Source organism: Providencia sp. PROV252 (assembly GCF_033676005.1).
Lineage (GTDB): Bacteria > Pseudomonadota > Gammaproteobacteria > Enterobacterales > Enterobacteriaceae > Providencia > Providencia vermicola.
On sequence record NZ_CP096294.1, the window covers coordinates 2,510,181 to 2,533,005 of the forward strand.

The following is a 22,825-nucleotide window of genomic DNA, read 5'->3' on the forward strand; positions in this document are numbered from 1 at the left end:
TGTGAGAGTGATATTCGGTAGCTATAGACGAATAAAGGCCGCATTAGTGTTGTGATCCCACTAATTGGACGACTAATTACTGAAGGCTTTTTACTGTCGTAATTCATCTTTCCAATGTATAAATACAGTCATCAAAGATAACTCCTCCAATAGTATAGTTATCTTTAATAACGTCTGTAAGGATAAACCCATTTTTTCTAGAACGCTAACTGATGCCTTGTTTCCATCCGTAACCACAGCTTGATACCGTGAAATGGCGGATAATTCAGGGAGTGCCAATAAGGCGGCCAATGAATCAGTAGCCAAAGACTTACCTGAGAACTCACACGCTATCATGTAACCAACTTCAGCCACTAGCTCACAGCTTTCTTGAACTATCATTAAACCCGTTAAACCCATCGGAATACCATCAACTAGTCTTAGCCGCGATTGCGCCTTCCATACCTTTAACGATTAAGCCAGCAGCTTCAGTCCAACCCATATGGCGCAGCAATACATAGCCTAATAGTTTATAACTAACTGATATTTATTATTATTAATGATTTATTGTCTTTAGTATGGTAAAAACATATTTTTTAAGCCCTTGATAACATAAACAATTAATTTAGTTTTGATAGCCACTATTTATTAAAATATAAGATATTATTATTGCGCTTAATACTAGTTATTGATTAAAACCTACCCCCAACGCCTAGACTCCATTAAATCAATTGCTATCGCATATATAGCAATCATGTGTTTTTCTTGCTCACCTTCTCTCTGCTCCTTCAAAATTGCAGATATGCGCTCTCCTGTGATGTTATGCTTTGACTCATTTAGCAACATAACAGCCCTGCCAACTACTTGGCATATCCGCATATAAATTACATCTTTATCTGTGTCCATAATCACCTCTGTGTATTCACTCAACACTAACACCTTGTTGAAATAATACCCAGATAAGATTTGTATAGTTTTCAATCTAACCAACATTTCTATGCAAAAACTCAATGGACTCATTCAAAAGTTTTTTATATTCATCATCTCCTGATGCCACCATCCTTTCGGTTAACTCGTTCACTAGTGTCGACTTAAATACCATCATATTTCCAAACAACAACTTGACGGTTGCATATCCGATTTCAATCATTATTTCACTTGTTCGGCTATCAGCCATAACTCACACCTCTTTATTGTATGAAGCTTAGATAATTATTATCGAATTTCGTTTGTTTTAAATGCGTTACCACTATGAAGTTAGTCTTTGATAACAAATACCACCTAAAGAATAATAAAAATTCCTTATAGAACATAATTTATAACAAATTATATATTTCCACACCGAAAAATTATTCTTGCTACCGCATTATATTTATAAAAGAAATTTAATTTTTACGCTGTTAACTAAAATAATGCTAAATAAACTATAACTAGTTAAATATTTTTTAAGATAAAAATAGCCATCTTATTACAAATTTTATTCTTTGGGTTTCAGTCTATCAGCATTAGCAATGTACAGGGCAATAATAAGTATTAGTATTGAAACAGAGTAAATAATAAACAGCTGAGGGTCCTTATGTTCAACTATAATAAGCCGAATTACAGCTGTAATTGCAATATAAATAAAATATTGTAATGGGAAATGGTAATTTGACTGAAAGTACTTGATAATCAACGCAACAAATTCAAAATATAGAAAATATATAATAAGCTCATCGACCAGCAAATAAATCGAAATGGAATCACTAGCGGAAAATAGTAGTTTCGATAAAACAATAGTTTCTTTTACTAAAAAAGAAATTAATATAATAGCAAGTAAAATCAGCGCAGCACTGCTAATCCACTGTAACACTCTACATATTAATTTTGATTGACTTAGCCCTGACATGGTAACTCCTCAGGAGTTTAACCTTTCTCATTAAAAATATAGCATCATTAAATATTTAAATGAACCACCATTGAGGCCTCGAACCTCGACTTTTAGTTTTGTCAGGACTAAATACTCTTCCAATTGAGCTAATGGTGGAATAAATTTATTTAGCTAAGTTTATAATATATGCGATAATTAGAATAAATATGATAATCAGTACAATAACAACAAGCATGTTTTGTGAAAAATTCAAAATACTTTGATAAAGATATGACCATTTCATAAATAATACCTTAGAAATCTCACTTACCTTTCAGATAATATTTTTTAAATGCAGAGTTATGGTAATGAGATACTTTAAATTGCTAACACTCAGAGAATTGTAATTTTTTCAATTAATTACTATAAGAACTGAATTAAGAATGCTACTCGCTTTAAAACATGACATAGAGCATACACTGGTTAATAGGATCTTTATTCACAACAACATAACACTTTAGAAAAGCTATTACACTCGATTGGTGTTAGTTTTTAGGGAAAATGTATCCACCACCGAGCTGGCTCCATGATGAACTATCGAACAAATAAATGACACCAAGAACGACGATAATTAGTACAGCCACAATGAGGATTTTTTTATAGATACTTAGAACTCGACTATAAAATGTTTGCTTTTTCATTCGTGTTTCCTTAGGAAAGTGATCCCCTTGGATACCACATCTATTTTTTAGATAAAAGCTTGCGGAGGCAAGATTTGCTACTCATAGCAATGGGGTATAATTATCAAACAAGCATACCACGTCAGCTTAAATAAATACGATTAATGCGATAAAACCTCTTTAAAAAGAGGTTTAAATGTGAATCAAATTATTTATCAGCTAACTTGAGCTTTCATGACGCTTTTACAAAAGATACATTTTGCACCATGTGGATTATTGGCCGAAACATCAAACTGTGAAGTTCTATACTGGGATCCACTACAGCAAGGACATTTAAAATACAAATAAATTTTTATAGTGCCACCACGTTTCCAGCTGCTGGGCCTTTCATTCCATTCTCGATGGTAAATGAGACTTGTTGGCCTTCAATTAACGATTTAAAGTCATCGCTCTGAATAGCAGAAAAATGGACAAATACATCTTTACTACCATCTGCTGGAGTAATAAAACCGAAGCCTTTATCGTCGTTAAACCATTTTACTGAACCAGTTAATATATTAGACATAGAAATTCCTTTAATTATTTAATATTTGCCATAAGGCATAATAGAGTTTGTTTTTAATTTTTACTTATGGGAATTAATTAGAAGGAATTCGCGATGAAGTGATATCAGGGATAACGCTAAATGGTGAACAACTTGAAACTGACTAACATAAATAGGTTTGTACTTCCAAAACAGTAAGGGCATTAAGCCACACCCCCCCGACTATAGCAAGTTTTATTTTTCACTCCACTTTAAGATAATGATTATTTAACGAATTCCTTTTCAATACAAATCTTAAAAAGTAATTACTTTGAAAATAACGACTTTTTCTCTGAGTTAACGCCTGTTTCACTAGAATAAATATAAAAAATCTACAATTTTTAATTTTATTACTTATAATTTAGTGTTTCATGCTATTTTTTATGCAATCAGAGCATATCTTAACAATCTTATAGTGTGATTTTTTAGCAGCTTCAATAGCTTGCATAGCATTAAAAAAGTTACCAAGGTAAAATCTATTTGAAGCCATAGGCATATTCTTGCATCCAAGCTTATGTATTTTATAACCACCCTGTGGTTCAACTATAGTCTGAATATAATAATTCATTTATCTCTCCTTTATTTTTCAAAGGTGCTATACCAATATTTTTCCACCATAAATTAGTCCTCGAATCTCAGCGTTGTTAAAACTCATTACTCATTTAGTTTTAGCTAACTGTGGAATAATTTTACATCCAATATACAAGTGCAAATGTAGCCAGAAGTAATACCGTTATAATTAGCACATTTTCTGTAAGTGATAAAATCCGATGATATAATGCAGATAAATTCATAGGTAAGTCCTTAGGAAACAATTCCTTTGGATACCACATCTATTTATTAGATAAAAACTTGCGAATGCAAGGTTTGCTTTTTATGGCAATGGGGTATAATGATTTAAACCACTATAACACATTACCTATACTTTTACTTGGTTAATAACCTCTGAATACCAACTTTCATCGCAGAGTGATTTAATTGAAGTAATTATCTAATTGATTTAGCTCACTATTACCATAATAAAAAGATTAAATATCGTAAGTTAACTGTTTTATTCTTACTACTTTTTATTCATCGTAACTAATCTTTAATATAAATAAAAAACAATTATGGGTCTTTTAGTCAGAAAGAAAACCATAATTCCTAACCATGTCATAGCATATTTAGGATGGAGTAACTTTATAGAAAAAAATTCTTGGCGTACATTATATTTACCAACACTTTGTTTTTGCGATATGCAACGTATCTTAGACTGTTAATTTTATTTAAATTCAAAACCTAATTAGATATTTATCAACATACTGTTTAAACTAAAATTTCTCAAAGGTTCATGTGCATGATGTGTACCTAAAAAACACGATCTCCTGTATAAATCTATCCTATAAACAATACATCTTCTGCAATATGTTATCGCCTTGTATCTAGCTCACTAAAGATCATATAGTTACACTCCATACAAAAACAACCATCGAAGACCAATCGATAAGGTTATATATTTACAAATATTAACTGGCTATTATTTAAACAAAGGCGTAGATTTAAATGGCTCACTTAATAAGCTAATACTTACAGCGAGCATGCACGACCTGTCTACTCGACAATACATAATAAAACATCAGTAAACCTAGAACGTTTAGATCCCTATCTAACATAGGGGTCTTTTTTATTCTTTAAAGATGCTTTTCCCTGAGAGATCCCCTCATAATTTCCCCAAAGCGTAACCATGTGTGAATAAATTTTGAGCTAGTAGGGTTGCAGCCACGAGTAAGTCTTCCCTTGTTATTGTGTAGCCAGAATGCCGCAAAACTTCCATGCCTAAGCGAACTGTTGAGAGTACGTTTCGATTTCTGACTGTGTTAGCCTGGAAGTGCTTGTCCCAACCTTGTTTCTGAGCATGAACGCCCGCAAGCCAACATGTTAGTTGAAGCATCAGGGCGATTAGCAGCATGATATCAAAACGCTCTGAGCTGCTCGTTCGGCTATGGCGTAGGCCTAGTCCGTAGGCAGGACTTTTCAAGTCTCGGAAGGTTTCTTCAATCTGCATTCGCTTCGAATAGATATTAACAAGTTGTTTGGGTGTTCGAATTTCAACAGGTAAGTTAGTTGCTAGAACCCATGGCTCCTTTGCCGACGCTGAGTAGATTTTAGGTGACGGGTGGTGACAATGAGTCCGTGTCGAGCGCTGATTTTTTCGGCCTTTAGAGCGAGATTTATACAATAGAATTTGGCATGAGATTGGATTGCTTTTAGTCAGCCTCTTATAGCCTAAAGTCTTTGAGTGACTAGATGACATATCATGTAAGTTGCTGATAGGTTTCCAGTTTTCCGCTCCTAGGTCTGCATATTGTACTTTTCCTCTTACTCGACTTAACCAGTACCAACCCAGCTTCTCAACGGATTTATACCATGGCACTTTAAAGCCAGCATCACTGACAATGAGCGGTGTGGTGTTACTCGGTAGAATGCTCGCAAGGTCGGCTAGAAATTGGTCATGAGCTTTCTTTGAACATTGCTCTGAAAGCGGGAACGCTTTCTCATAAAGAGTAACAGAACGACCGTGTAGTGCGACTGAAGCTCGCAATACCATAAGTCGTTTTTGCTCACGAATATCAGACCAGTCAACAAGTACAATGGGCATCGTATTGCCCGAACAGATAAAGCTAGCATGCCAACGGTATACAGCGAGTCGCTCTTTGTGGAGGTGACGATTACCTAACAATCGGTCGATTCGTTTGATGTTATGTTTTGTTCTCGCTTTGGTTGGCAGGTTACGGCCAAGTTCGGTAAGAGTGAGAGTTTTACAGTCAAGTAATGCGTGGCAAGCCAACGTTAAGCTGTTGAGTCGTTTTAAGTGTAATTCGGGGCAGAATTGGTAAAGAGAGTCGTGTAAAATATCGAGTTCGCACATCTTGTTGTCTGATTATTGATTTTTCGCGAAACCATTTGATCATATGACAAGATGTGTATCCACCTTAACTTAATGATTTTTACCAAAATCATTAGGGGATTCATCAGTGCTTTTCCCCATCTTTTCATAAAGAATTATAAAAATTAATAACTCTACACATACACCTATTAATTCTGGAACAATATTTCCTATAATATAATTATTTTCATCACAATAGTAAGCAAGTCCAACACATATAGTTAAAACCAATAAAAGAAAAATAAAAAAATGTTTTTTCTCTATTTTTGCTTAGTTTTTTGAGAAGATTTTGATAATTCGTTTTGATAACTTTTTGATAACCGTTTCAAATGTGACAATAAAAAACGGGAACTATTAAGTTCCCGTTCTTAATCACAACACGTAATAAATTACATGTGTGCGATCATTGCATCGCCGAATTCGCTACATTTCAGTAATTTAGCGCCTTCTAACTGACGTTCGAAATCGTAAGTTACAGTCTTAGCCGCGATTGCGCCTTCCATACCTTTAACGATTAAGTCAGCCGCTTCAGTCCAACCCATATGGCGCAGCATCATTTCAGCAGAAAGGATGATAGAACCAGGGTTTACTTTGTCCTGACCTGCATATTTAGGTGCAGTACCGTGAGTTGCTTCGAATAATGCACACTCAGAACCAATGTTAGCGCCTGGCGCAATACCGATACCACCAACTTGTGCTGCTAATGCATCAGAAATGTAGTCACCGTTTAGGTTCATACACGCTATAACATCATATTCCGCAGGACGCAGCAGGATTTGTTGTAAGAATGCATCTGCAATCACATCTTTAACGATGATATCTTTGCCTGTTTTAGGGTTTTTAATTTTAACCCATGGGCCGCCATCTAATAATTCGCCGCCGAATTCTTCTTGTGCTAATTGGTAACCCCAATCTTTAAACGCACCTTCAGTGAATTTCATAATGTTGCCTTTATGAACTAAAGTCACTGAATCACGACCATTATCAATTGCATATTCAATTGCCGCGCGAACTAAACGCTTTGTTCCTTCTTCTGAACATGGTTTGATACCGATACCACAATCTTGTGGGAAACGGATTTTTGTCACACCCATTTCATCTTGCAGGAATTTAATGACTTTGTCAGCTTCTGCGCTACCTGCTTTCCACTCAATTCCTGCGTAAATATCCTCCGAGTTTTCACGGAAAATAACCATATCGGTCAGTTCGGGCTGTTTAACTGGGCTTGGTGTGCCTTTGTAGTAACGTACTGGACGTAAGCAGATGTACAGGTCAAGTTGTTGACGTAGTGCAACGTTCAAAGAACGAATACCACCACCAACTGGAGTTGTTAAAGGACCTTTAATTGAAACGCGGTAATCACGGATTAAATCGAGAGTTTCTTCTGGTAACCAAACATCTTTACCATAAATTTGTGTAGATTTTTCGCCAGTGTAAATTTCCATCCAAGAAATTTTGCGCTCACCGTTGTAAGCTTTTTTAACTGCCGCATCAACCACTTTTAACATTGCTGGAGTGACATCAACACCAATGCCGTCACCTTCGATATAAGGGATAATTGGGTTGTTCGGAACGTTTAGTTTGCCTTTTGCATCAATGGTAATTTTAGCGCCTTCTGCCGGAACTACTACTTTGCTTTCCATTAACCTCTCCTTTCACTTGCGTATTTTGCTTGTTAATTTTTTGTAAGAGACGTGTCAATACTACTTCAATCTGCGTCGAACGCCAATGATTACTCACCTAAGCTTTAGTATGGATCGCATTAAACGCACTAACACGTGAATAAAAACAGAATAATTCCTTATAAAATCATATCATTACTGAAAAAGATAACTCACTCATACCCTACAAATCATCGAAACCCAATAACACTGCCTTGACGACTTTGAAACTCAATTCACATTAATTTTATCTGGAATAACATTAATAAACATTCGAACTGCTCACATAAATTGAGTTGTTTGTTATTTTTTCCTTTAATAAACAATAACTTTAATTAACAAATCCTCAATTTATTAATTTTATGATTTTAATGTTTTTAATCTCTAGTAAAGGTGAGCAAATAAAGAGCACGAATAAGCTAAGAAATAACTCCCACTAATAAATATCGCAATATAGGCAAATATAAAATGAATATAAAATCATTAATAACCAACTCATAAAAAGGTGATTATATGAAAAAACTTTCTATTTTTATTCAAAAAAAGAAAAATGAATATGCTCAACACCCTTTTTTCTTAAAACCCATCGACCCGCAGCGCCCTACAGCTGAATCTTTAGAGTTTCTGCCTAAAATAGCTTTTTTTATTATGAGCTTTGGTGATTTAAATAAATTTATTTTGCCTTTTACTTTTCCACAAAATACGTTAGAGGCAGCTGTTAATACACACGCACTTGAAGATGAAAATCATTGGCCATGGTATCTCAGTGATTTATGCACATTGAAAATGAATAAGCCACAACCTATAACAGATACTCTAGCGTGGCTGTGGTCACCACAAATGGAAGCCAATCGTAAACTCACTTACCAACTCATTGAAATGTTATCAAACCAGCCTGCAAAAATTCGATTAGTCATCATTGAATCAATAGAAGCCACAGGTCGTGTATTTTTTACTTATTTAAATGAAATTGCACAACATTCCCCTAATGCGTTAGTTTATTGTGGTGATCTTCATTTAAGTCGTGAAAGCGGTCATACCATGGGTAGTGAAGTTGAACTTATTGATACTATTCCTTTTAGTCATCAAGAATATACAATTTGCTTAGGTCTCATTGAGCGGATATTCGATATATTTAGTGAGTTCATTGATGAGATCAGCGAATAATTAATTAAAATATGAGTCATAACGCTTTGTGACTCATATTTCCCTACCCCCTAAGAATATTTTTTTTCGTTGATTTCCATTATACTTTCAGACGTACCTTTTTACTGGCACTACTATCTGGCTAACGACAAATGAATATACCCCCTAAGAAACGGGCTAAATTTGGCTCATCCCCTATAAAACAAAAACACGCCAAATCCACCAAGCATTTAGCAATTTCAGCTAGTCGCCAACCCGCTAAAGTACGCAAAGTTATTCTATTCAACAAACCCTTTGATGTACTGCCGCAATTTACCGATGAACAAGGCCGCGACACCTTAAAAAATTATATTCCTATTACGGATGTTTATGCCGCGGGTCGCCTTGATAGAGATAGCGAAGGCTTGTTAATTCTAACTAACGATGGAAAATTACAAGCGCGTTTAACACAACCCCAGAAAAAAACAGGGAAAATATACTATGCTCAAGTAGAGGGGATCCCTGATGAAAGTGCATTGGTACGATTTCGCCAAGGGCTGACGTTAAATGATGGCCCTACGCTTCCCGCAGGGATTGAGTTAGTCGAAGAACCTAAATGGTTGTGGCCCCGCAATCCGCCAATTAGAGAACGCAGAAATATTCCAACAAGTTGGCTTAAAATTACATTATACGAAGGCCGTAATCGACAAGTGCGTCGTATGACGGCAAATATCGGATTCCCAACGCTGCGCTTAATTCGCTATCAAATGGGTGAATTTAATTTAGGGGATTTATCAGTAGGTGAATGGATGGAGGTCAATGTTGTTTAAACCCAATGTCACTGTCGCAACAATTGTGCATGCTGAAGGCAAATTTTTGGTCGTTGAAGAATGGATCAATAATAAGCCTACTTGGAACCAACCCGCAGGGCACCTAGAGGCCAACGAAACTCTCTTGCAAGCTGCTGAACGTGAGTTACTTGAAGAAACTGGCATACAAGCGACGCCAACTCAATTAATTCAAATCCATCAATGGATTGCACCTGACAGCACTCAATTTATTCGCTTTTTATTTGCTGTCGAACTTGATGCTATTTGTGAAACCCACCCGCAAGATAGCGATATCGCCTGTTGTCACTGGGTCGACGCGCAAGACATTTTAGAAAGTGACTGCTTACGTTCCCCTTTAGTCGCTGAAAGCTTGCGTTGCTTTCAAACTGGAAATAATTATCCACTAGATATTCTTTCAGCTTATGGCTCCCACTACCAATAATCCCCCTTTGCTTGGTGAAATTGTCACCAAGCAATAATATTCTCTCTAACGCTGGTGCAACAAGGGGTCAACATGCTAAAGTATGGGGCTTGATTTTTCCGCAGTGAGACTATTTCCATGTCAAATAACAGTACCATGTCAGATAACAGCCAGAAAAAAGTCATCGTCGGTATGTCCGGTGGTGTTGACTCATCCGTATCCGCCTATTTGCTGCAGCAGCAAGGATATCAGGTGGCTGGCCTGTTTATGAAGAACTGGGAAGAAGATGACGATACGGAATATTGCTCCGCTGCAACTGACCTTGCTGATGCGCAAGCTGTGTGTGACAAACTCGGCATCGAGTTACACACCATCAACTTTGCCGCAGAGTATTGGGACAATGTATTCGAACATTTTTTAACCGAATACAAAGCGGGCCGCACGCCAAACCCTGATATCCTGTGTAACAAAGAAATCAAATTTAAAGCCTTCTTAGAATTTGCTGCTGAAGATTTAGGGGCAGATTATATTGCAACAGGTCACTATGTACGCCGCCGTGATGTCGACGGAAAAAGCCAGTTACTCCGTGGTTTAGATGGTAATAAAGACCAAAGCTATTTCCTGTATACACTCAGCCATGAACAAGTGGCAAAAAGCCTGTTCCCTGTCGGTGAGCTTGAAAAGCCTGAAGTCCGCCGTATTGCTGAAGAAATCGGTTTAATCACCGCAAAGAAAAAAGACTCAACGGGCATTTGCTTTATCGGTGAACGTAAATTCCGCGACTTCCTCGGTCGTTACCTTCCTGCTCAACCAGGTCCGATTGTCACGGTTGATGGTGAAACAATTGGTCAACATGAAGGCCTGATGTATCACACATTAGGCCAACGCAAGGGCTTAGGTATTGGTGGAACGAAAGAAGGTTCAGAAGAACCTTGGTATGTTGTCGATAAAGATGTTGAAAACAATATATTAATTGTTGCACAAGGCCATGAGCATCCACGGTTGATGTCTATCGGCTTGATTGCGCAGCAATTACACTGGGTTGATAGAAAAACGCTAACCCAACCATTGCGCTGTGTGGTCAAAACGCGTTACCGTCAAGGGGATATCCCTTGTACAATTACGCCTATTGATGCAGAGCGAATCGAAGTCACATTTGATTACCCAGTTGCTGCTGTCACCCCAGGGCAATCTGCCGTGTTCTATATTGACGAAGTCTGCCTTGGTGGCGGCATTATTGAAGCGCGTATTCAGGAGTAGTTGTGGCGAAAAATTATTACGACATTACGCTTGCCTTAGCGGGGATCTGCCAAGCAGGTGCTATGGTTCAAAAGCTGGCCCACGAAGGCACATGCCTTGATAGCGATGCCGAAACAATGGTCAATAGCCTGACCAACATGAACCCAAGCTCCACATTAGATGTGTATGGTAATGCCCCTGCAAATCTCAAAACAGGTTTAGGTGCAATGTTAGGCATGCTAACAGGTGGTAACAGTGGTTTATCCGCCGAGATGACGCGTTATATGCTGAGCATGATGGCCCTTGAGCGTCGTCTAAATAAAGACGATGAAGCGATGAATAAGCTTGGGCAACGTATTGAGCAATTCGAGCGCCAAGCGAGCTATTTTGAACCTCTTTCTGAAGGTGTGTTTAATGCATTAGCAGGAATCTATGTTGATGTCGTCAGCCCTGCTGGCCCACGCATTCAAGTAACGGGTTCCCCTGACATTCTGAAAAACACCTTAGTTCAGGCTAAAGTTCGCGCAATTTTGCTGGCGGGTATTCGTTCCGCAGTACTTTGGCAGCAAGTGGGTGGAAGTCGCATCCAACTTATGTTTTCTCGCAATCGTCTGGCAAATCAGGCGAAAGAAATTTTGTCTCACCTTTAAATCTGGAGTTGCTACCAATGGAATTATCCTCACTGACCGCTGTATCCCCGATTGACGGCCGTTACGGTGATAAAGTCAGCGCTTTACGCACTATTTTTAGTGAGTTTGGCTTACTGAAATTTCGCGTGCAAGTTGAAGTTCGCTGGCTGCAAAAACTGGCTGCAACCGCTCAAATCAAAGAAGTTCCTTCATTTGATGCTGACGCAATCGCTTACTTAGATGAAATTGTTGCGAACTTCTGCGAAAAAGACGCAATGCGGATTAAAGAAATTGAACGCACAACCAACCACGATGTTAAAGCCGTTGAGTATTTTCTCAAAGAAAAAGTAGAACATATTCCTGCCCTGCATTCGGTTTCTGAATTCATTCACTTTGCATGTACATCAGAAGATATCAATAACCTTTCTCATGCATTGATGCTCAAAACAGCACGTGAAGAGGTGCTTTTACCTCAATGGCGTCAAATTATTGATAAAATAAAAGCAATGGCGCATGAATACCGCGACCTGCCATTGCTCTCTCGGACTCACGGTCAACCTGCTACGCCATCAACCATTGGTAAAGAGTTTGCCAACGTTGCTTACCGTTTAGAACGTCAATTCCGTCAACTACAACATGTTGAAATTTTAGGTAAAATTAACGGCGCAGTGGGTAACTATAATGCGCATATGGTTGCTTACCCTGAAGTGAACTGGCACGAATTTAGTGAAACGTTTGTGACTTCATTAGGCATTCAGTGGAACCCATTCACTACGCAAATTGAACCACATGATTACATTGCTGAACTCTTTGATTGCGTCGCACGTTTTAACACAATTGTGTTAGATTTCGACCGTGATATTTGGGGATATGTCGCATTAAATCACTTTAAACAAAAAACTATCGCTGGCGAAATCGGCTCTTCTACCATGCCACACAAAGTTAACCCTATCGACTTCGAAAACTCCGAAGGTAACTTGGGTTTAGCAAATGCTGTTTTAGGTCATTTAGCGAGCAAACTGCCTGTTTCCCGCTGGCAACGTGACTTAACGGATTCAACTGTACTACGTAACTTGGGTGTTGGCTTAGGTTATGCCTTAATTGCCTATCAATCTACTATGAAAGGCTTAAACAAGCTGGAAGTTAACGAACAGCACTTACTGGACGAGTTAGACCAAAATTGGGAAGTGTTAGCGGAGCCTATCCAAACTGTTATGCGTCGCTATGGTATCGAAAAACCGTATGAAAAACTGAAAGAATTAACGCGTGGTAAGCGTGTTACCGCTGAAGGCATGAAACAGTTTATTGATGGTTTAGAGTTACCTGAGCATGAAAAAGTGCGCTTAAAAGCAATGACACCCGCTAACTACATTGGTTACGCTGTCACTTTTATTGATGAACTGAAATAATCTTAGTTGATTTATTCAGGCGGCCAAAGTGCCGCCTTTTTTATTAGCTCTATTTCTATATTAACCATAAATTCCCCAAAACAGCCTAATCACTCGAAAAAAACCGCTTTTTTTTTGCTTTGTTTGACTTATATTTACTTAATCCCTTGTCGTGGCTGAGATCTCTTTTTACCATGACGTTTCTAGTGCATGATTCATGATTATCTCGGTAGGCACTTTAATTTTTTACTATGAGGGTTTCAGATGCGTATTCTTATCGTCGAAGACAATGCGTTACTTCGTCATCACTTAACAGTTCAACTTAAAGAACTGGGTCATCAGGTTGATTCAGCTGAAGACGCAAAAGAAGCTGACTATTTTTTGCATGAAAGCTGCCCAGACATCGCCGTTGTCGATTTAGGCTTACCCGATGAAGATGGCCTATCAATGATCAAACGTTGGCGCAGTAATCATGTAAATATCCCCCTCCTAGTACTGACCGCCCGCGAAAGTTGGCAAGAAAAAGTCCAAGCATTAAATAGCGGAGCAGATGACTACGTCACCAAACCTTTTCAATTAGAAGAGCTTGTCGCTCGCATGCAAGCACTAATGCGCAGAAACAGCGGGTTAGCCTCTCAAGTATTGGAGTTGAATAACTTTGTTATCGACCTGTCTCGTAAAGAATTCACTGTAAATGGTGAAGCCGTTAAACTAACAGCTTTTGAATATACCATTATTGAAACCTTATTACGCAATAATGGTAAGGTTGTTAGCAAAGATTCATTAATGCGCCAACTTTATCCAGACGCAGAGCTTAGAGAAAGCCATACCATTGATGTTTTAATGGGAAGATTGAGAAAGAAAATTCAACAATTTCATAGTGATGAAGTTATCGTGACGGTTCGTGGCCAAGGCTACCGTTTTGATGTGAATGGCTAACATGTGGCTAAGTAAATTTAAAGTTAAACCGCTTTCGTTACGTGCTCGATTTTTGTGCGCAACGTCTGCTGTTATCCTTGCGTTAACACTGTCCTATGGCATCGTGGCCATACTTGGTTATTTAATCAGTTTCGATAAAACCACCTACACCCTACTACGGAGCCAAAGTAACCTAATTTATAGTCTGGCTCAGTGGCAAAACGATAAAATTGATATTCGTGTTCCTCCAAATTTCACGTTAAATAACCCTACATTAATCATTATTTACGATGAACAAGGGCAAGTATTATGGCGCCAGCGTGATGTACCTAGTGTTGAGCGCTTGATCCGCAATGATTGGTTAAAAAAAGAAGGTTTATACGAAATTGATACCGATATTCGTGAAACCCGCCAACTCCTTGATGACAATCCAGAATACAACAACAAGTTGGATAAAATAGAAAGTGATGATGAGCCGCTCACTCACTCCGTTTCAGTTAACCAATATGCCGCTGGAGAGAACCTGCCTCCTTTAACTATTGTTGTTGTCGATACATTGCCACAAGATTTACAAAATACAGGGCTAGTATGGGAATGGTTTGGTTATGTATTGCTCGCTAACTTAATTTTAGTCATTCCTTTACTGTGGCTCGCCGCCTATTGGAGCTTGCGTCCCATCAAGTCCTTAGTTTCTCAGCTAAGTAGTCTTGAAAAAGGCGAAAGGGATACCCTAGATGAAAACCCGCCTTCTGAGCTCAGAGGATTAGTGCGTAATTTGAATATTTTGTTAACTAACGAACGAAAACGCTATAGCAAATACCGCACCACTTTGTCTGATTTAACCCATAGCTTGAAAACACCACTTGCTGTTTTACAATCCACGTTGCGCTTACTTCGTTCAGGTAAACAAATGAACATCGACCAAGCTGAGCCCATCATGCTGGAACAAATTGGCCGAATTTCACAACAAGTCGGTTATTATTTGCATCGTGCGTCGACACAAGGTGATGAAAACCTGATGCTCAGAGAAATTTCATCTGTTCCATCAATATTAGATAGCTTAGCAAGCGCATTACACAAAGTTTATCAACACAAAGGCGTTTCGATTACCGTCGATATTTCCCCTGAAGTAACTTGGTTAGGTCAACCTAATGATTTTATGGAAGTGATGGGTAATATTATGGAGAACGCCTGCAAATATTGTTTGGAGTTTGTTGAAGTGACCGCCATTGTTGAACAAGACAGCCTAACATTAATTGTGGACGACGATGGCCCAGGTGTTCCTGAAAGCAAACGTAGCCTCATTTTCGTTCGTGGGCAACGTGCAGATACACTTCGACCAGGCCAAGGATTAGGCTTGTCTATCGCAGTGGATATCATTGATCAATATGATGGGGAAATCACCATTTGTGATAGCCCTCTCGGTGGGGCACGATTAGCCGTCACATTTCGGCAGCAATCTATGATTGAAGATAGTTAATATGTGATGTGAATCCGTTTATTCCCTACTTTACAAACCATTTCAGGTATACTATTTAAGAGTTTTTTTTCGCGGAGCTGTTATATTTTGATAATGCTTTTTCAATCAAAATCATCACACAGTTCCCACTTATTTAAGATAAGATCGATAGAGTAAAATAAGCCTTACTTAGGTTATTAAGACTAGAACAGCCATATTAATCTAGACATTGTAAAAGTTATCAGGAAAGCTCAACAGCTCCTAGGGACAATAAGATGGACTATACACTCAATCTTGACTGGCAGAGTTTTCTCGACAGTCACTGGCAGAAGCGCCCACTGCTTATCAAAAAAGGGTTTGCGCGTTTTATTGATCCTATCTCACCAGACGAACTTGCTGGTTTAGCGATGGAAGATGAGGTTGATAGCCGTTTAGTCAGCCATAAAGAGGGAGTTTGGCAAGTCGGCCATGGCCCATTTGAAAGTTATGATCACCTCGGTGAGGAAAATTGGTCTATTTTAGTGCAAGCTGTGGATCATTGGCATCATCCAAGTGCCGCCTTAATGAAGCCATTTCGTGTCTTATCCGACTGGCGTATGGATGACTTGATGATTTCTTATTCCGTACCTGGTGGCGGTGTTGGCCCTCATCTTGATCAATACGACGTATTTATCATTCAAGGAGAAGGCCGTCGTCGTTGGCGTGTTGGGGAAAAAATCCCAATGAAACAACATTGTCCTCACCCTGACCTTCTGCAAGTGCAGCCTTTTGACGCTATCATTGATGAAGAAATGGAGCCAGGTGATATCCTATATATCCCACCTGGATTCCCACATGAAGGCTATGCTATTGAGCCCTCATTAAACTACTCTGTTGGTTTCCGAGCACCCAATACACGCGAACTGATGAGCAGCTTTGCTGACCATTTAATTTCTAATGATTTAGGCAGTTATCGTTATAGTGATCCTGATTTATCGTTCCGTGATAACCCTGCTGAGATTTTACAAGGTGAGCAAATCAAACTGCGTGAAATGATGGAATCACTGATTAACGACCCTGATTTGTTTCGTCAGTGGCTAGGTGAGTTTATTTCTCAATCACGCCATGAATTAGATATTGCACCACCAGAACCGCCTTACGAACACGATGAAATCTATGATTTGCTAAAAACACAGCAAGAGACTTTATATAAACTGAACGGTCTTAGAGCATTACGTGTCGGCGATCAATTCTTCGTAAATGGTGAATGTTTAGAAACCACTTGCTATGAAGCTGCAGACAGCTTATGTCGTTATGATTCCGTTAATAGCCAAACTCTGGGCGAAGCTATTGATGATGTCAATTTTATCGCTCTTATGACAGCCTTAGTGAATAATGGTTATTGGTATTTTGACGACTAATTCGCTTTATTAAAAATAACATCTAAATAATATACAAGCTCATCCTAAAATGATGAGCTTGTAATTCTATAAATAAGAAATATTACTTCAAAAAATACGCTCTCTCTGCTGGAAAAAACCAGTCATAGAACCACTTTTCTTTACTTACCTCTATTTAATGGGCTTTATTGTCTATTTTATCACTAATAAATCGTCATTATTTAGCCTATTACCACCAAAAATGGCATCCATAGATAAAGCATTTTCAAAATTCATTTCTAAAATACTTTAAATTAACAACCAACTACCTTTGCAGACTTGCAATATAAACTTAATTTATATATTTCACGCTAGCATACAACATCATGAATATAGAAGTTTTTTTAGCTTTATCGATATTTTCGTTTGCTACATCAATCACCCCTGGCCCCAATAACGTCATGTTACTCACTTCAGGTGTTAATTTTGGATTTAAACGTACTGTTCCCCATAGCATTGGCGTTTCATGTGGCTTTTTTATTATGTTACTCGCTGTCGGCTTAGGTATGGGGACCATCATTCAATCTTCACCGTTGCTATACGCCATTTTGAAATATCTCGGTATTATCTATTTGCTTTGGTTAGCATGGAAAACAGCAATTAGTCACGCTATGACCAAAGCGAATAATAAAAAAAATAAACCATTAACTTTCATAGAAGCTGCGCTTTTTCAATGGATAAACCCAAAAGCTTGGATCATGGCAGTTGGAGGTATGGCAATGTATACCAACACTGTGGAACCCTATTTTTCAATATTGTTAGTCGCTGTGGTCTTCGCCTTGATAAATTGGCCTTGCGTTGCGATTTGGGCTTTGTTTGGTCATCAATTACGTGAACGATTATCGCAACCTCGCATATTAAGAAGATTTAACTTAGTGATGGGGATACTTTTGGCACTGAGTGGTATTTCTGTATTATTTCAATAAATCCGTGAAGCACACTCTAATAAATTTTGAGTGTGCTTCCTTAGATAAATAGTTTATGGCTGACGAGCATGAATTGCTGTTAATTCAGCGATTCGCATAATAACGTCTACCGCCTGTTCCATGCCCTCTTGGGTGATAAACTCATGTTTACTATGGAAGTTATATCCCCCAGTGAAAATATTTGGACAAGGTAAACCACGATGAGAAAGCTGAGCGCCGTCCGTTCCGCCACGAATTGGCTGAACAACAGGTTCAATACCACAATCAATCATGGCCTGTTTTGCTAACTCAACAACATGGGGATATTTCATCACTTCTCTTTGCATGTTGTAGTAAGTGTCATCTAATGTCAGCTCAATATAACAACTTGGGTGAAGGTTTTCTCCAACCTTTTCAGCAATACGAATAATATTTTTCTTTCTCGCTTCAAAACTGGCGAGATCAAAATCACGAATAATATAGTTTAGTTCGGCCTTTTCTACCGTTCCCTTCATAGATGTGAGGTGGTAAAATCCTTCGTAACCATCTGTATTTTCAGGTACTTCATCCGCAGGTAACATGGAATGAATTCGGTTAGCTAAATTGAGCGCATTTACCATTACCCCTTTTGCATTACCAGGATGAGTATTATTGCCAACAATTTTGATACCTACGTTTGCCGCATTGAAATTTTCATACTCTAATTCCCCTACACCACCGCCATCAACGGTGTAAGCCCACAATGCATCAAACTGCTTAAAATCAATATGACGGGCACCACGGCCAATTTCCTCATCAGGGGTAAATGCTAAGCATATTTTCCCATGTGGGATTTTATTGCCCTTTAAACGTACCAGAGCCGTGATAATTTCAGCGATCCCCGCCTTATCATCCGCACCTAATAATGTTTTACCGTCAGTCATTATCAGTGTTTTACCAATCATTTCATGTAATACAGGGAACATGACTGGCGATAAGACTTCGTCACCAATACCTAGCGCAATATCACCACCTCGATAGTTTTCTAAAACTTGTGGGCAAACATTTTTACCCGAAAAATCAGGCGCTGTGTCTAAATGAGAAATAAAACCAATGGTAGGAACATCCCAATCAACGTTCGATGGCAAAAAGGCCATTAAGCAACCTTGATCGGTTAACGTCACCTGATCAAATCCTAATTCATTCAGTTCTTTAGCTAGTGCACGGGCAAATTTTAGCTGGCCTGTGCTACTAGGTACTGTTTTTGCATTCAGTTTTGATTGTGTATCAAAAGCAGTATATTCAAAAAACCGCTCCAAGAGTTTGTCCATACCCATCCCCCTAAAATATCAATAGCTATATTATGGGAAAGATCACAGATTCAATTATTGTTTCAAATCAGCTTTGCGGTTATTGCTGGTGCTTTTTTAGCATAATGCGTAAATTATATTTAATTCACGCATTTTATTTTATATACCTGTTTGCATTTTGCCCACAAAAGAACCCATAAATAATAAAGATAATACTCAATGTGTATTATCTCGTCGGTAATCAGTTATTTTTTCTTACCTAAAGCGTCAAATTAAGTTAACTATTAACCAACAACTGCATTATTAGCCAGTTATTTTTTTAAACAACTGTGCTATACAAGGTAAATAATTATTTGCTTATCATTTAGCAAATAAACAACATTAATTTGTTTCAGGGTAATTAAGGATATTATGTCAAATACTTGTTTAATTTATGGTGTTAGCAAAGGATTAGGTAAAGCACTTGTTGAGGGTGTACCTGATCCTAGTGATGTTATTTATGGCGTTTCACGCTCAAAACCGCCATTCGAGCAGAGCAACTTTTATTGGATCCAAGCAGATTTAAGTGATAACCAGTCCGCTAACATAATTAAAAACACCATTAAGCAACAACCTATTAATACCTTAATTTATAATGTTGGTATCTGGGAGAAGTTAGCCTTTAGTGATAAATATCAATTTGAAACAAGCGATGATATTGAAATACTGAATATGATCCAAACCAATATCAGTGCTTGCTTGCTCAATTTGAAAGCATTATTACCTAACTTACGTTTAGCAAAAAATAGCAAAATTATTTTAATTGGCTCAACCTGGGGATTAGATAACCATAAAGGCAAAGAGGTTACCTTTTCTGCCACTAAATATGCATTAAGGGGTATTATTCAGTCATTAAGGGAAACTTTAAGGGAAGACAAAATTGCTATTTCAATACTGAATTTAGGCTATTTAGCAACTGAATACCCGCTGTCTTTGCCTGTAGATGATGTTATTGAACAAAGTGGAGGTCAACTGATCCCCCTACAGGATGTGGTTAGTGCTGTGCGGTTTATACTCAGCACCAGCAATGCAACATGCGTAAAAGAAATCACTATGCCAGCCATGATGGATGAAAATGTTTAACTGATTTTTATAAAAAATCTGAAAAGGGAAACTTCGTTTCCCTTAATGCTTACTGCGCGATGTCTTTAACCTGTAATTCCATTATCAACTGGTTTATATACTCCACCACCACCTGACTTGCCAAACCGTAATGTTTTTCATCGAATTCACTTTCGACTTGGCTTGGCTCTAAGTTAAGCTCAACAGTATGAGCACCATGCAATTTTGCTTCATGGACGAAACCTGCTGCTGGGTATACATGTCCAGATGTCCCAATAGAAATAAAAATTGTCGCGTTTTCAAGGGACTGATAAATATAATCCATACCAATAGGCATTTCACCAAACCATACAATATGCGGTCGCAATGGTTGAGGAAATTGGCAACAATGGCAACGGTCTTCTACCGTTAAATCCCCTTTCCACTCCAATACTTGATTGGACCAATTACAACGTACTTTTAATAATTCACCATGCATATGGACTATGCGTTTACTTCCCGCTCTTTCATGTAAATTATCAATATTTTGTGTGATCAACAAAAAATGGTCACCTAACAACTCTTCCAGTTGCGCTAACGCAAAATGTGCCGCATTGGGTTTGATATTGTCCTGCTGAAGTTGTTTACGCCTTTCATTATAAAAACGTTGCACTAATTGAGGATCCCTTTCGAAACCTTCAGGTGTCGCAACATCTTCAACACGGTGTTCTTCCCATAATCCATCCGCAGAGCGGAATGTTTGAATACCTGACTCAGCCGAAATACCTGCACCAGTTAATACAACAATGTTCACTTTTTTCATATCATTTAGTCTGTTATCTATATAAAAAGACCGGTTGCGAAGTCGCTGGCGGCGTACACATTTATTTTTACGAGCTTTTTTTAATCTATGACGATATCGCAACATCGAAAGCTTCCCTTCATTCAAGCAACCAATGTATAACAACTCAGATAATTAAATTTGTTCTCTATCGCTGTTAATACACCACTTTTCTATATTATTTAAACATTAATATACTAGAGCGCATCACGCAGTTGAATGCAAATAAAAATATCGAGGGTATCGATTTTGTCACCTTTTTATCATAAATATTTCATCATTTATTCATAATTGAGCCACAAAAATCGCGCAACCGTAAAACAATAAAAAAACCTTTCTTGATAGTACCCCATACAGTTAGAATACATCCCGCAGATTTACTGCGATGATTATTCACCATTTAAAGGGGTTTCATGGAAAAGTTTTTCGAAAGAGCAATGTATGCTTCGCGTTGGATCTTAGCACCTATCTATTTTGGGTTGTCACTGACATTATTAGCTTTAACGATTAAGTTCTTCCAAGAACTCTACCATATTCTACCTAACATATTATCCATCCCTGAGGCAGACTTAATCCTTATGCTGCTCTCATTGATTGATATGGCATTAGTTGGTGGTCTATTAGTGATGGTGATGTTTTCAGGCTATGAGAACTTTGTTTCTCAGATGGATATTCCTGATAGCAGCGAAAAACTGGGTTGGTTAGGCAAAATGGATGCCTCTTCCCTAAAAAATAAAGTTGCCGCTTCAATTGTAGCGATCTCATCTATTCACTTACTGAAAATCTTTATGGATTTAAAAAGTGTCGAAAATGACAAGCTCATGTGGTACGTCATTATCCACCTGACCTTTGTGTTATCAGCTTTTGTCATGGGCTACTTAGACAAAATGACGAAAAAGTAATTTTCTTTTGTCCTTGTTGTGCCTGTTTTTCATACGATACGAATAATCGGCCATCAATTAATTTGTTAGCACACATTTAACTCGATGTCGTTGTTCCTGCTGTGCTACGATCTCGCCTAAATAATTTGATGGCACAATAAGGACGTTAATATGAGCGAGCATTTTATCGGTAAATATGAAGCTGAAATTAAGTTTCGCTTAGTAGATCACGCGACATTCCTGCAAAAAATAAAAACCGACCACGCAGAACCTTTCACAGAGAATAATTCAGAAACAGACTATTTCTATGAAAGTACTCACCAGCCTCTTGTCAATAATAATATCAGTATGTGTGTCCGTGAAATGATCCCTTCTGGAATCAAACTGTGGATAGTCAAAGGCCCTTCGTCTTCAGAATGCAAAGCCATTAATATTGATGACTGCCAACACGTACAAAATATGCTAGTCACTTTGGGCTATCATTGCCATTTAACGACGACGAAAGTCCGTAGTATTTATTTTCTTGGGGATGTCCACATTACAGTAGACCACCTTGACGGCATCGGTTGGTTTGCTGAATTTGCCATTATGACGGATGATGAATGCCTACTTGGGCACTACTATCAAAAATTAATGTTGCTCGCAAAAAGGTATGATTTTACTGAAGAAATGATTGAAAAACGCAGCTATAAGCAAATGTTTTTAGAGAAAAAATAAAAAAACG

General features: G+C 38.1%; 24 protein-coding genes and 2 pseudogenes. 13 read left to right on the forward strand and 13 right to left on the reverse strand.

Annotated features, from left to right (window positions below; all coding sequences use genetic code 11):
• Window positions 1-90: 90 nt before the first annotated feature.
• The 11 genes and pseudogenes from M1F05_RS11605 to icd form a co-directional block, all read right to left on the reverse strand.
• Entirely contained in the window at window positions 91-399 is a 309-nt protein-coding gene (locus tag M1F05_RS11605; RefSeq protein ID WP_206086412.1) for a GNAT family N-acetyltransferase, read from the reverse strand.
• 16 nt (window positions 400-415) lie between these two features.
• Window positions 416-496: pseudogene (locus tag M1F05_RS11610) on the reverse strand (hypothetical protein); the annotation flags it as partial.
• A 182-nt stretch (window positions 497-678) separates the two neighbouring features.
• Window positions 679-885, reverse strand: coding sequence for a hypothetical protein (locus M1F05_RS11615; protein WP_206086411.1), 207 nt, complete (start codon window positions 883-885; stop codon window positions 679-681).
• A gap of 76 nt (window positions 886-961) precedes the next feature.
• The gene (locus M1F05_RS11620) at window positions 962-1,156 is read right to left on the reverse strand and encodes a hypothetical protein (protein WP_117162315.1); all 195 of its coding nucleotides are present in this window, start codon (window positions 1,154-1,156) and stop codon (window positions 962-964) included.
• Window positions 1,157-1,456: 300 nt separating this feature from the next.
• Window positions 1,457-1,867, reverse strand: a complete 411-nt coding sequence (psiE, locus tag M1F05_RS11625; RefSeq protein ID WP_206086410.1) for a phosphate-starvation-inducible protein PsiE — start codon at window positions 1,865-1,867, stop codon at window positions 1,457-1,459.
• Window positions 1,868-2,373: 506 nt separating this feature from the next.
• Window positions 2,374-2,529: a hypothetical protein gene (locus tag M1F05_RS11630; RefSeq protein WP_180312531.1), complete on the reverse strand. Its 156-nt coding sequence runs from the start codon at window positions 2,527-2,529 to the stop codon at window positions 2,374-2,376.
• A gap of 212 nt (window positions 2,530-2,741) precedes the next feature.
• Window positions 2,742-2,864, reverse strand: a pseudogene (locus tag M1F05_RS11635) (cold-shock protein); the annotation flags it as partial.
• Window positions 2,861-3,073 (reverse strand): RNA chaperone/antiterminator CspA, encoded by a 213-nt coding sequence (cspA, locus tag M1F05_RS11640; protein ID WP_123381878.1) that lies wholly within the window; start codon window positions 3,071-3,073, stop codon window positions 2,861-2,863. The gene cspA and the pseudogene M1F05_RS11635, both read right to left, overlap by 4 nt.
• A gap of 379 nt (window positions 3,074-3,452) precedes the next feature.
• Window positions 3,453-3,659 carry a hypothetical protein gene (locus M1F05_RS11645; RefSeq protein ID WP_206086409.1) on the reverse strand — a complete coding sequence of 69 codons (207 nt, stop codon included), beginning with the start codon at window positions 3,657-3,659 and terminating at the stop codon, window positions 3,453-3,455.
• Between the two features lie 1,131 nt (window positions 3,660-4,790).
• Window positions 4,791-5,999 (reverse strand): IS4-like element ISVsa5 family transposase, encoded by a 1,209-nt coding sequence (locus M1F05_RS11650; RefSeq protein ID WP_001339197.1) that lies wholly within the window; start codon window positions 5,997-5,999, stop codon window positions 4,791-4,793.
• 407 nt (window positions 6,000-6,406) lie between these two features.
• Entirely contained in the window at window positions 6,407-7,660 is a 1,254-nt protein-coding gene (gene icd, locus M1F05_RS11655; protein WP_206086408.1) for an NADP-dependent isocitrate dehydrogenase, read from the reverse strand.
• Window positions 7,661-8,191: 531 nt separating this feature from the next.
• On the opposite strand from icd, the gene M1F05_RS11660 reads away from it, so the two are divergent.
• The 10 genes from M1F05_RS11660 (at window position 8,192) to M1F05_RS11705 (ending at window position 18,031) form a co-directional block, all read left to right on the forward strand.
• Window positions 8,192-8,845, forward strand: a complete 654-nt coding sequence (locus M1F05_RS11660) for a hypothetical protein (protein WP_206086407.1) — start codon at window positions 8,192-8,194, stop codon at window positions 8,843-8,845.
• Window positions 8,846-8,976: 131 nt separating this feature from the next.
• On the forward strand, window positions 8,977-9,633 hold the full coding sequence (gene rluE, locus M1F05_RS11665; RefSeq protein ID WP_206086406.1) for a 23S rRNA pseudouridine(2457) synthase RluE: 657 nt from the start codon (window positions 8,977-8,979) through the stop codon (window positions 9,631-9,633).
• Entirely contained in the window at window positions 9,626-10,075 is a 450-nt protein-coding gene (locus M1F05_RS11670; protein ID WP_206086629.1) for an NUDIX domain-containing protein, read from the forward strand. The genes rluE and M1F05_RS11670 overlap by 8 nt, the downstream gene beginning before the upstream one ends.
• A 135-nt stretch (window positions 10,076-10,210) precedes the next feature.
• Window positions 10,211-11,314, forward strand: a complete 1,104-nt coding sequence (mnmA, locus tag M1F05_RS11675; RefSeq protein WP_206086628.1) for a tRNA 2-thiouridine(34) synthase MnmA — start codon at window positions 10,211-10,213, stop codon at window positions 11,312-11,314.
• 2 nt (window positions 11,315-11,316) lie between these two features.
• Entirely contained in the window at window positions 11,317-11,943 is a 627-nt protein-coding gene (gene hflD, locus M1F05_RS11680) for a high frequency lysogenization protein HflD (protein ID WP_206086405.1), read from the forward strand.
• A gap of 17 nt (window positions 11,944-11,960) precedes the next feature.
• Window positions 11,961-13,331, forward strand: a complete 1,371-nt coding sequence (gene purB, locus M1F05_RS11685; RefSeq protein ID WP_206086404.1) for an adenylosuccinate lyase — start codon at window positions 11,961-11,963, stop codon at window positions 13,329-13,331.
• Between the two features lie 243 nt (window positions 13,332-13,574).
• Entirely contained in the window at window positions 13,575-14,249 is a 675-nt protein-coding gene (gene phoP, locus M1F05_RS11690) for a two-component system response regulator PhoP (protein WP_206086403.1), read from the forward strand.
• 1 nt (window position 14,250) lies between these two features.
• Window positions 14,251-15,708: a two-component system sensor histidine kinase PhoQ gene (phoQ, locus tag M1F05_RS11695; protein WP_206086402.1), complete on the forward strand. Its 1,458-nt coding sequence runs from the start codon at window positions 14,251-14,253 to the stop codon at window positions 15,706-15,708.
• 254 nt (window positions 15,709-15,962) lie between these two features.
• Window positions 15,963-17,087 carry a cupin domain-containing protein gene (locus M1F05_RS11700; protein ID WP_206086401.1) on the forward strand — a complete coding sequence of 375 codons (1,125 nt, stop codon included), beginning with the start codon at window positions 15,963-15,965 and terminating at the stop codon, window positions 17,085-17,087.
• A 344-nt stretch (window positions 17,088-17,431) separates the two neighbouring features.
• A complete protein-coding gene (locus M1F05_RS11705; protein ID WP_206086400.1) occupies window positions 17,432-18,031 on the forward strand; it encodes a LysE family translocator in 600 nt (199 codons plus the stop codon).
• A 53-nt stretch (window positions 18,032-18,084) separates the two neighbouring features.
• Here the strand turns inward: M1F05_RS11705 and pepT are convergent, their stop codons facing one another.
• A complete protein-coding gene (gene pepT / locus M1F05_RS11710) occupies window positions 18,085-19,320 on the reverse strand; it encodes a peptidase T (RefSeq protein WP_206086399.1) in 1,236 nt (411 codons plus the stop codon).
• 390 nt (window positions 19,321-19,710) lie between these two features.
• On the opposite strand from pepT, the gene M1F05_RS11715 reads away from it, so the two are divergent.
• Complete coding sequence (locus M1F05_RS11715; RefSeq protein ID WP_206086398.1) at window positions 19,711-20,421, forward strand: SDR family oxidoreductase; 711 nt, start codon at window positions 19,711-19,713, stop codon at window positions 20,419-20,421.
• 49 nt (window positions 20,422-20,470) lie between these two features.
• Here M1F05_RS11715 and cobB read toward each other — a convergent pair whose 3' ends face one another.
• A complete protein-coding gene (gene cobB, locus M1F05_RS11720) occupies window positions 20,471-21,304 on the reverse strand; it encodes a Sir2 family NAD+-dependent deacetylase (protein ID WP_206086627.1) in 834 nt (277 codons plus the stop codon).
• A gap of 329 nt (window positions 21,305-21,633) precedes the next feature.
• On the opposite strand from cobB, the gene M1F05_RS11725 reads away from it, so the two are divergent.
• Window positions 21,634-22,122: a TIGR00645 family protein gene (locus M1F05_RS11725; RefSeq protein WP_206086397.1), complete on the forward strand. Its 489-nt coding sequence runs from the start codon at window positions 21,634-21,636 to the stop codon at window positions 22,120-22,122.
• A 150-nt stretch (window positions 22,123-22,272) separates the two neighbouring features.
• Window positions 22,273-22,818: a class IV adenylate cyclase gene (locus M1F05_RS11730; protein ID WP_206086396.1), complete on the forward strand. Its 546-nt coding sequence runs from the start codon at window positions 22,273-22,275 to the stop codon at window positions 22,816-22,818.
• Window positions 22,819-22,825 lie beyond the last annotated feature (7 nt).

What these genes read in the sequence shown, in the direction of transcription:
- M1F05_RS11605 (WP_206086412.1), bottom strand. Translation starts at nt 399, where the DNA reads ATGGGTTTAACGGGTTTAATGATAGTTCAAGAAAGCTGTGAGCTAGTG.
- M1F05_RS11615 (WP_206086411.1), bottom strand. Translation starts at nt 885, where the DNA reads ATGGACACAGATAAAGATGTAATTTATATGCGGATATGCCAAGTAGTT.
- M1F05_RS11620 (WP_117162315.1), bottom strand. Translation starts at nt 1,156, where the DNA reads ATGGCTGATAGCCGAACAAGTGAAATAATGATTGAAATCGGATATGCA.
- psiE (WP_206086410.1), bottom strand. Translation starts at nt 1,867, where the DNA reads ATGTCAGGGCTAAGTCAATCAAAATTAATATGTAGAGTGTTACAGTGG.
- M1F05_RS11630 (WP_180312531.1), bottom strand. Translation starts at nt 2,529, where the DNA reads ATGAAAAAGCAAACATTTTATAGTCGAGTTCTAAGTATCTATAAAAAA.
- cspA (WP_123381878.1), bottom strand. Translation starts at nt 3,073, where the DNA reads ATGTCTAATATATTAACTGGTTCAGTAAAATGGTTTAACGACGATAAA.
- M1F05_RS11645 (WP_206086409.1), bottom strand. Translation starts at nt 3,659, where the DNA reads ATGAATTATTATATTCAGACTATAGTTGAACCACAGGGTGGTTATAAA.
- M1F05_RS11650 (WP_001339197.1), bottom strand. Translation starts at nt 5,999, where the DNA reads ATGTGCGAACTCGATATTTTACACGACTCTCTTTACCAATTCTGCCCC.
- icd (WP_206086408.1), bottom strand. Translation starts at nt 7,660, where the DNA reads ATGGAAAGCAAAGTAGTAGTTCCGGCAGAAGGCGCTAAAATTACCATT.
- M1F05_RS11660 (WP_206086407.1), top strand. Translation starts at nt 8,192, where the DNA reads ATGAAAAAACTTTCTATTTTTATTCAAAAAAAGAAAAATGAATATGCT.
- rluE (WP_206086406.1), top strand. Translation starts at nt 8,977, where the DNA reads ATGAATATACCCCCTAAGAAACGGGCTAAATTTGGCTCATCCCCTATA.
- mnmA (WP_206086628.1), top strand. Translation starts at nt 10,211, where the DNA reads ATGTCAGATAACAGCCAGAAAAAAGTCATCGTCGGTATGTCCGGTGGT.
- purB (WP_206086404.1), top strand. Translation starts at nt 11,961, where the DNA reads ATGGAATTATCCTCACTGACCGCTGTATCCCCGATTGACGGCCGTTAC.
- phoP (WP_206086403.1), top strand. Translation starts at nt 13,575, where the DNA reads ATGCGTATTCTTATCGTCGAAGACAATGCGTTACTTCGTCATCACTTA.
- phoQ (WP_206086402.1), top strand. Translation starts at nt 14,251, where the DNA reads ATGTGGCTAAGTAAATTTAAAGTTAAACCGCTTTCGTTACGTGCTCGA.
- M1F05_RS11700 (WP_206086401.1), top strand. Translation starts at nt 15,963, where the DNA reads ATGGACTATACACTCAATCTTGACTGGCAGAGTTTTCTCGACAGTCAC.
- M1F05_RS11705 (WP_206086400.1), top strand. Translation starts at nt 17,432, where the DNA reads ATGAATATAGAAGTTTTTTTAGCTTTATCGATATTTTCGTTTGCTACA.
- pepT (WP_206086399.1), bottom strand. Translation starts at nt 19,320, where the DNA reads ATGGACAAACTCTTGGAGCGGTTTTTTGAATATACTGCTTTTGATACA.
- M1F05_RS11715 (WP_206086398.1), top strand. Translation starts at nt 19,711, where the DNA reads ATGTCAAATACTTGTTTAATTTATGGTGTTAGCAAAGGATTAGGTAAA.
- M1F05_RS11725 (WP_206086397.1), top strand. Translation starts at nt 21,634, where the DNA reads ATGGAAAAGTTTTTCGAAAGAGCAATGTATGCTTCGCGTTGGATCTTA.
- M1F05_RS11730 (WP_206086396.1), top strand. Translation starts at nt 22,273, where the DNA reads ATGAGCGAGCATTTTATCGGTAAATATGAAGCTGAAATTAAGTTTCGC.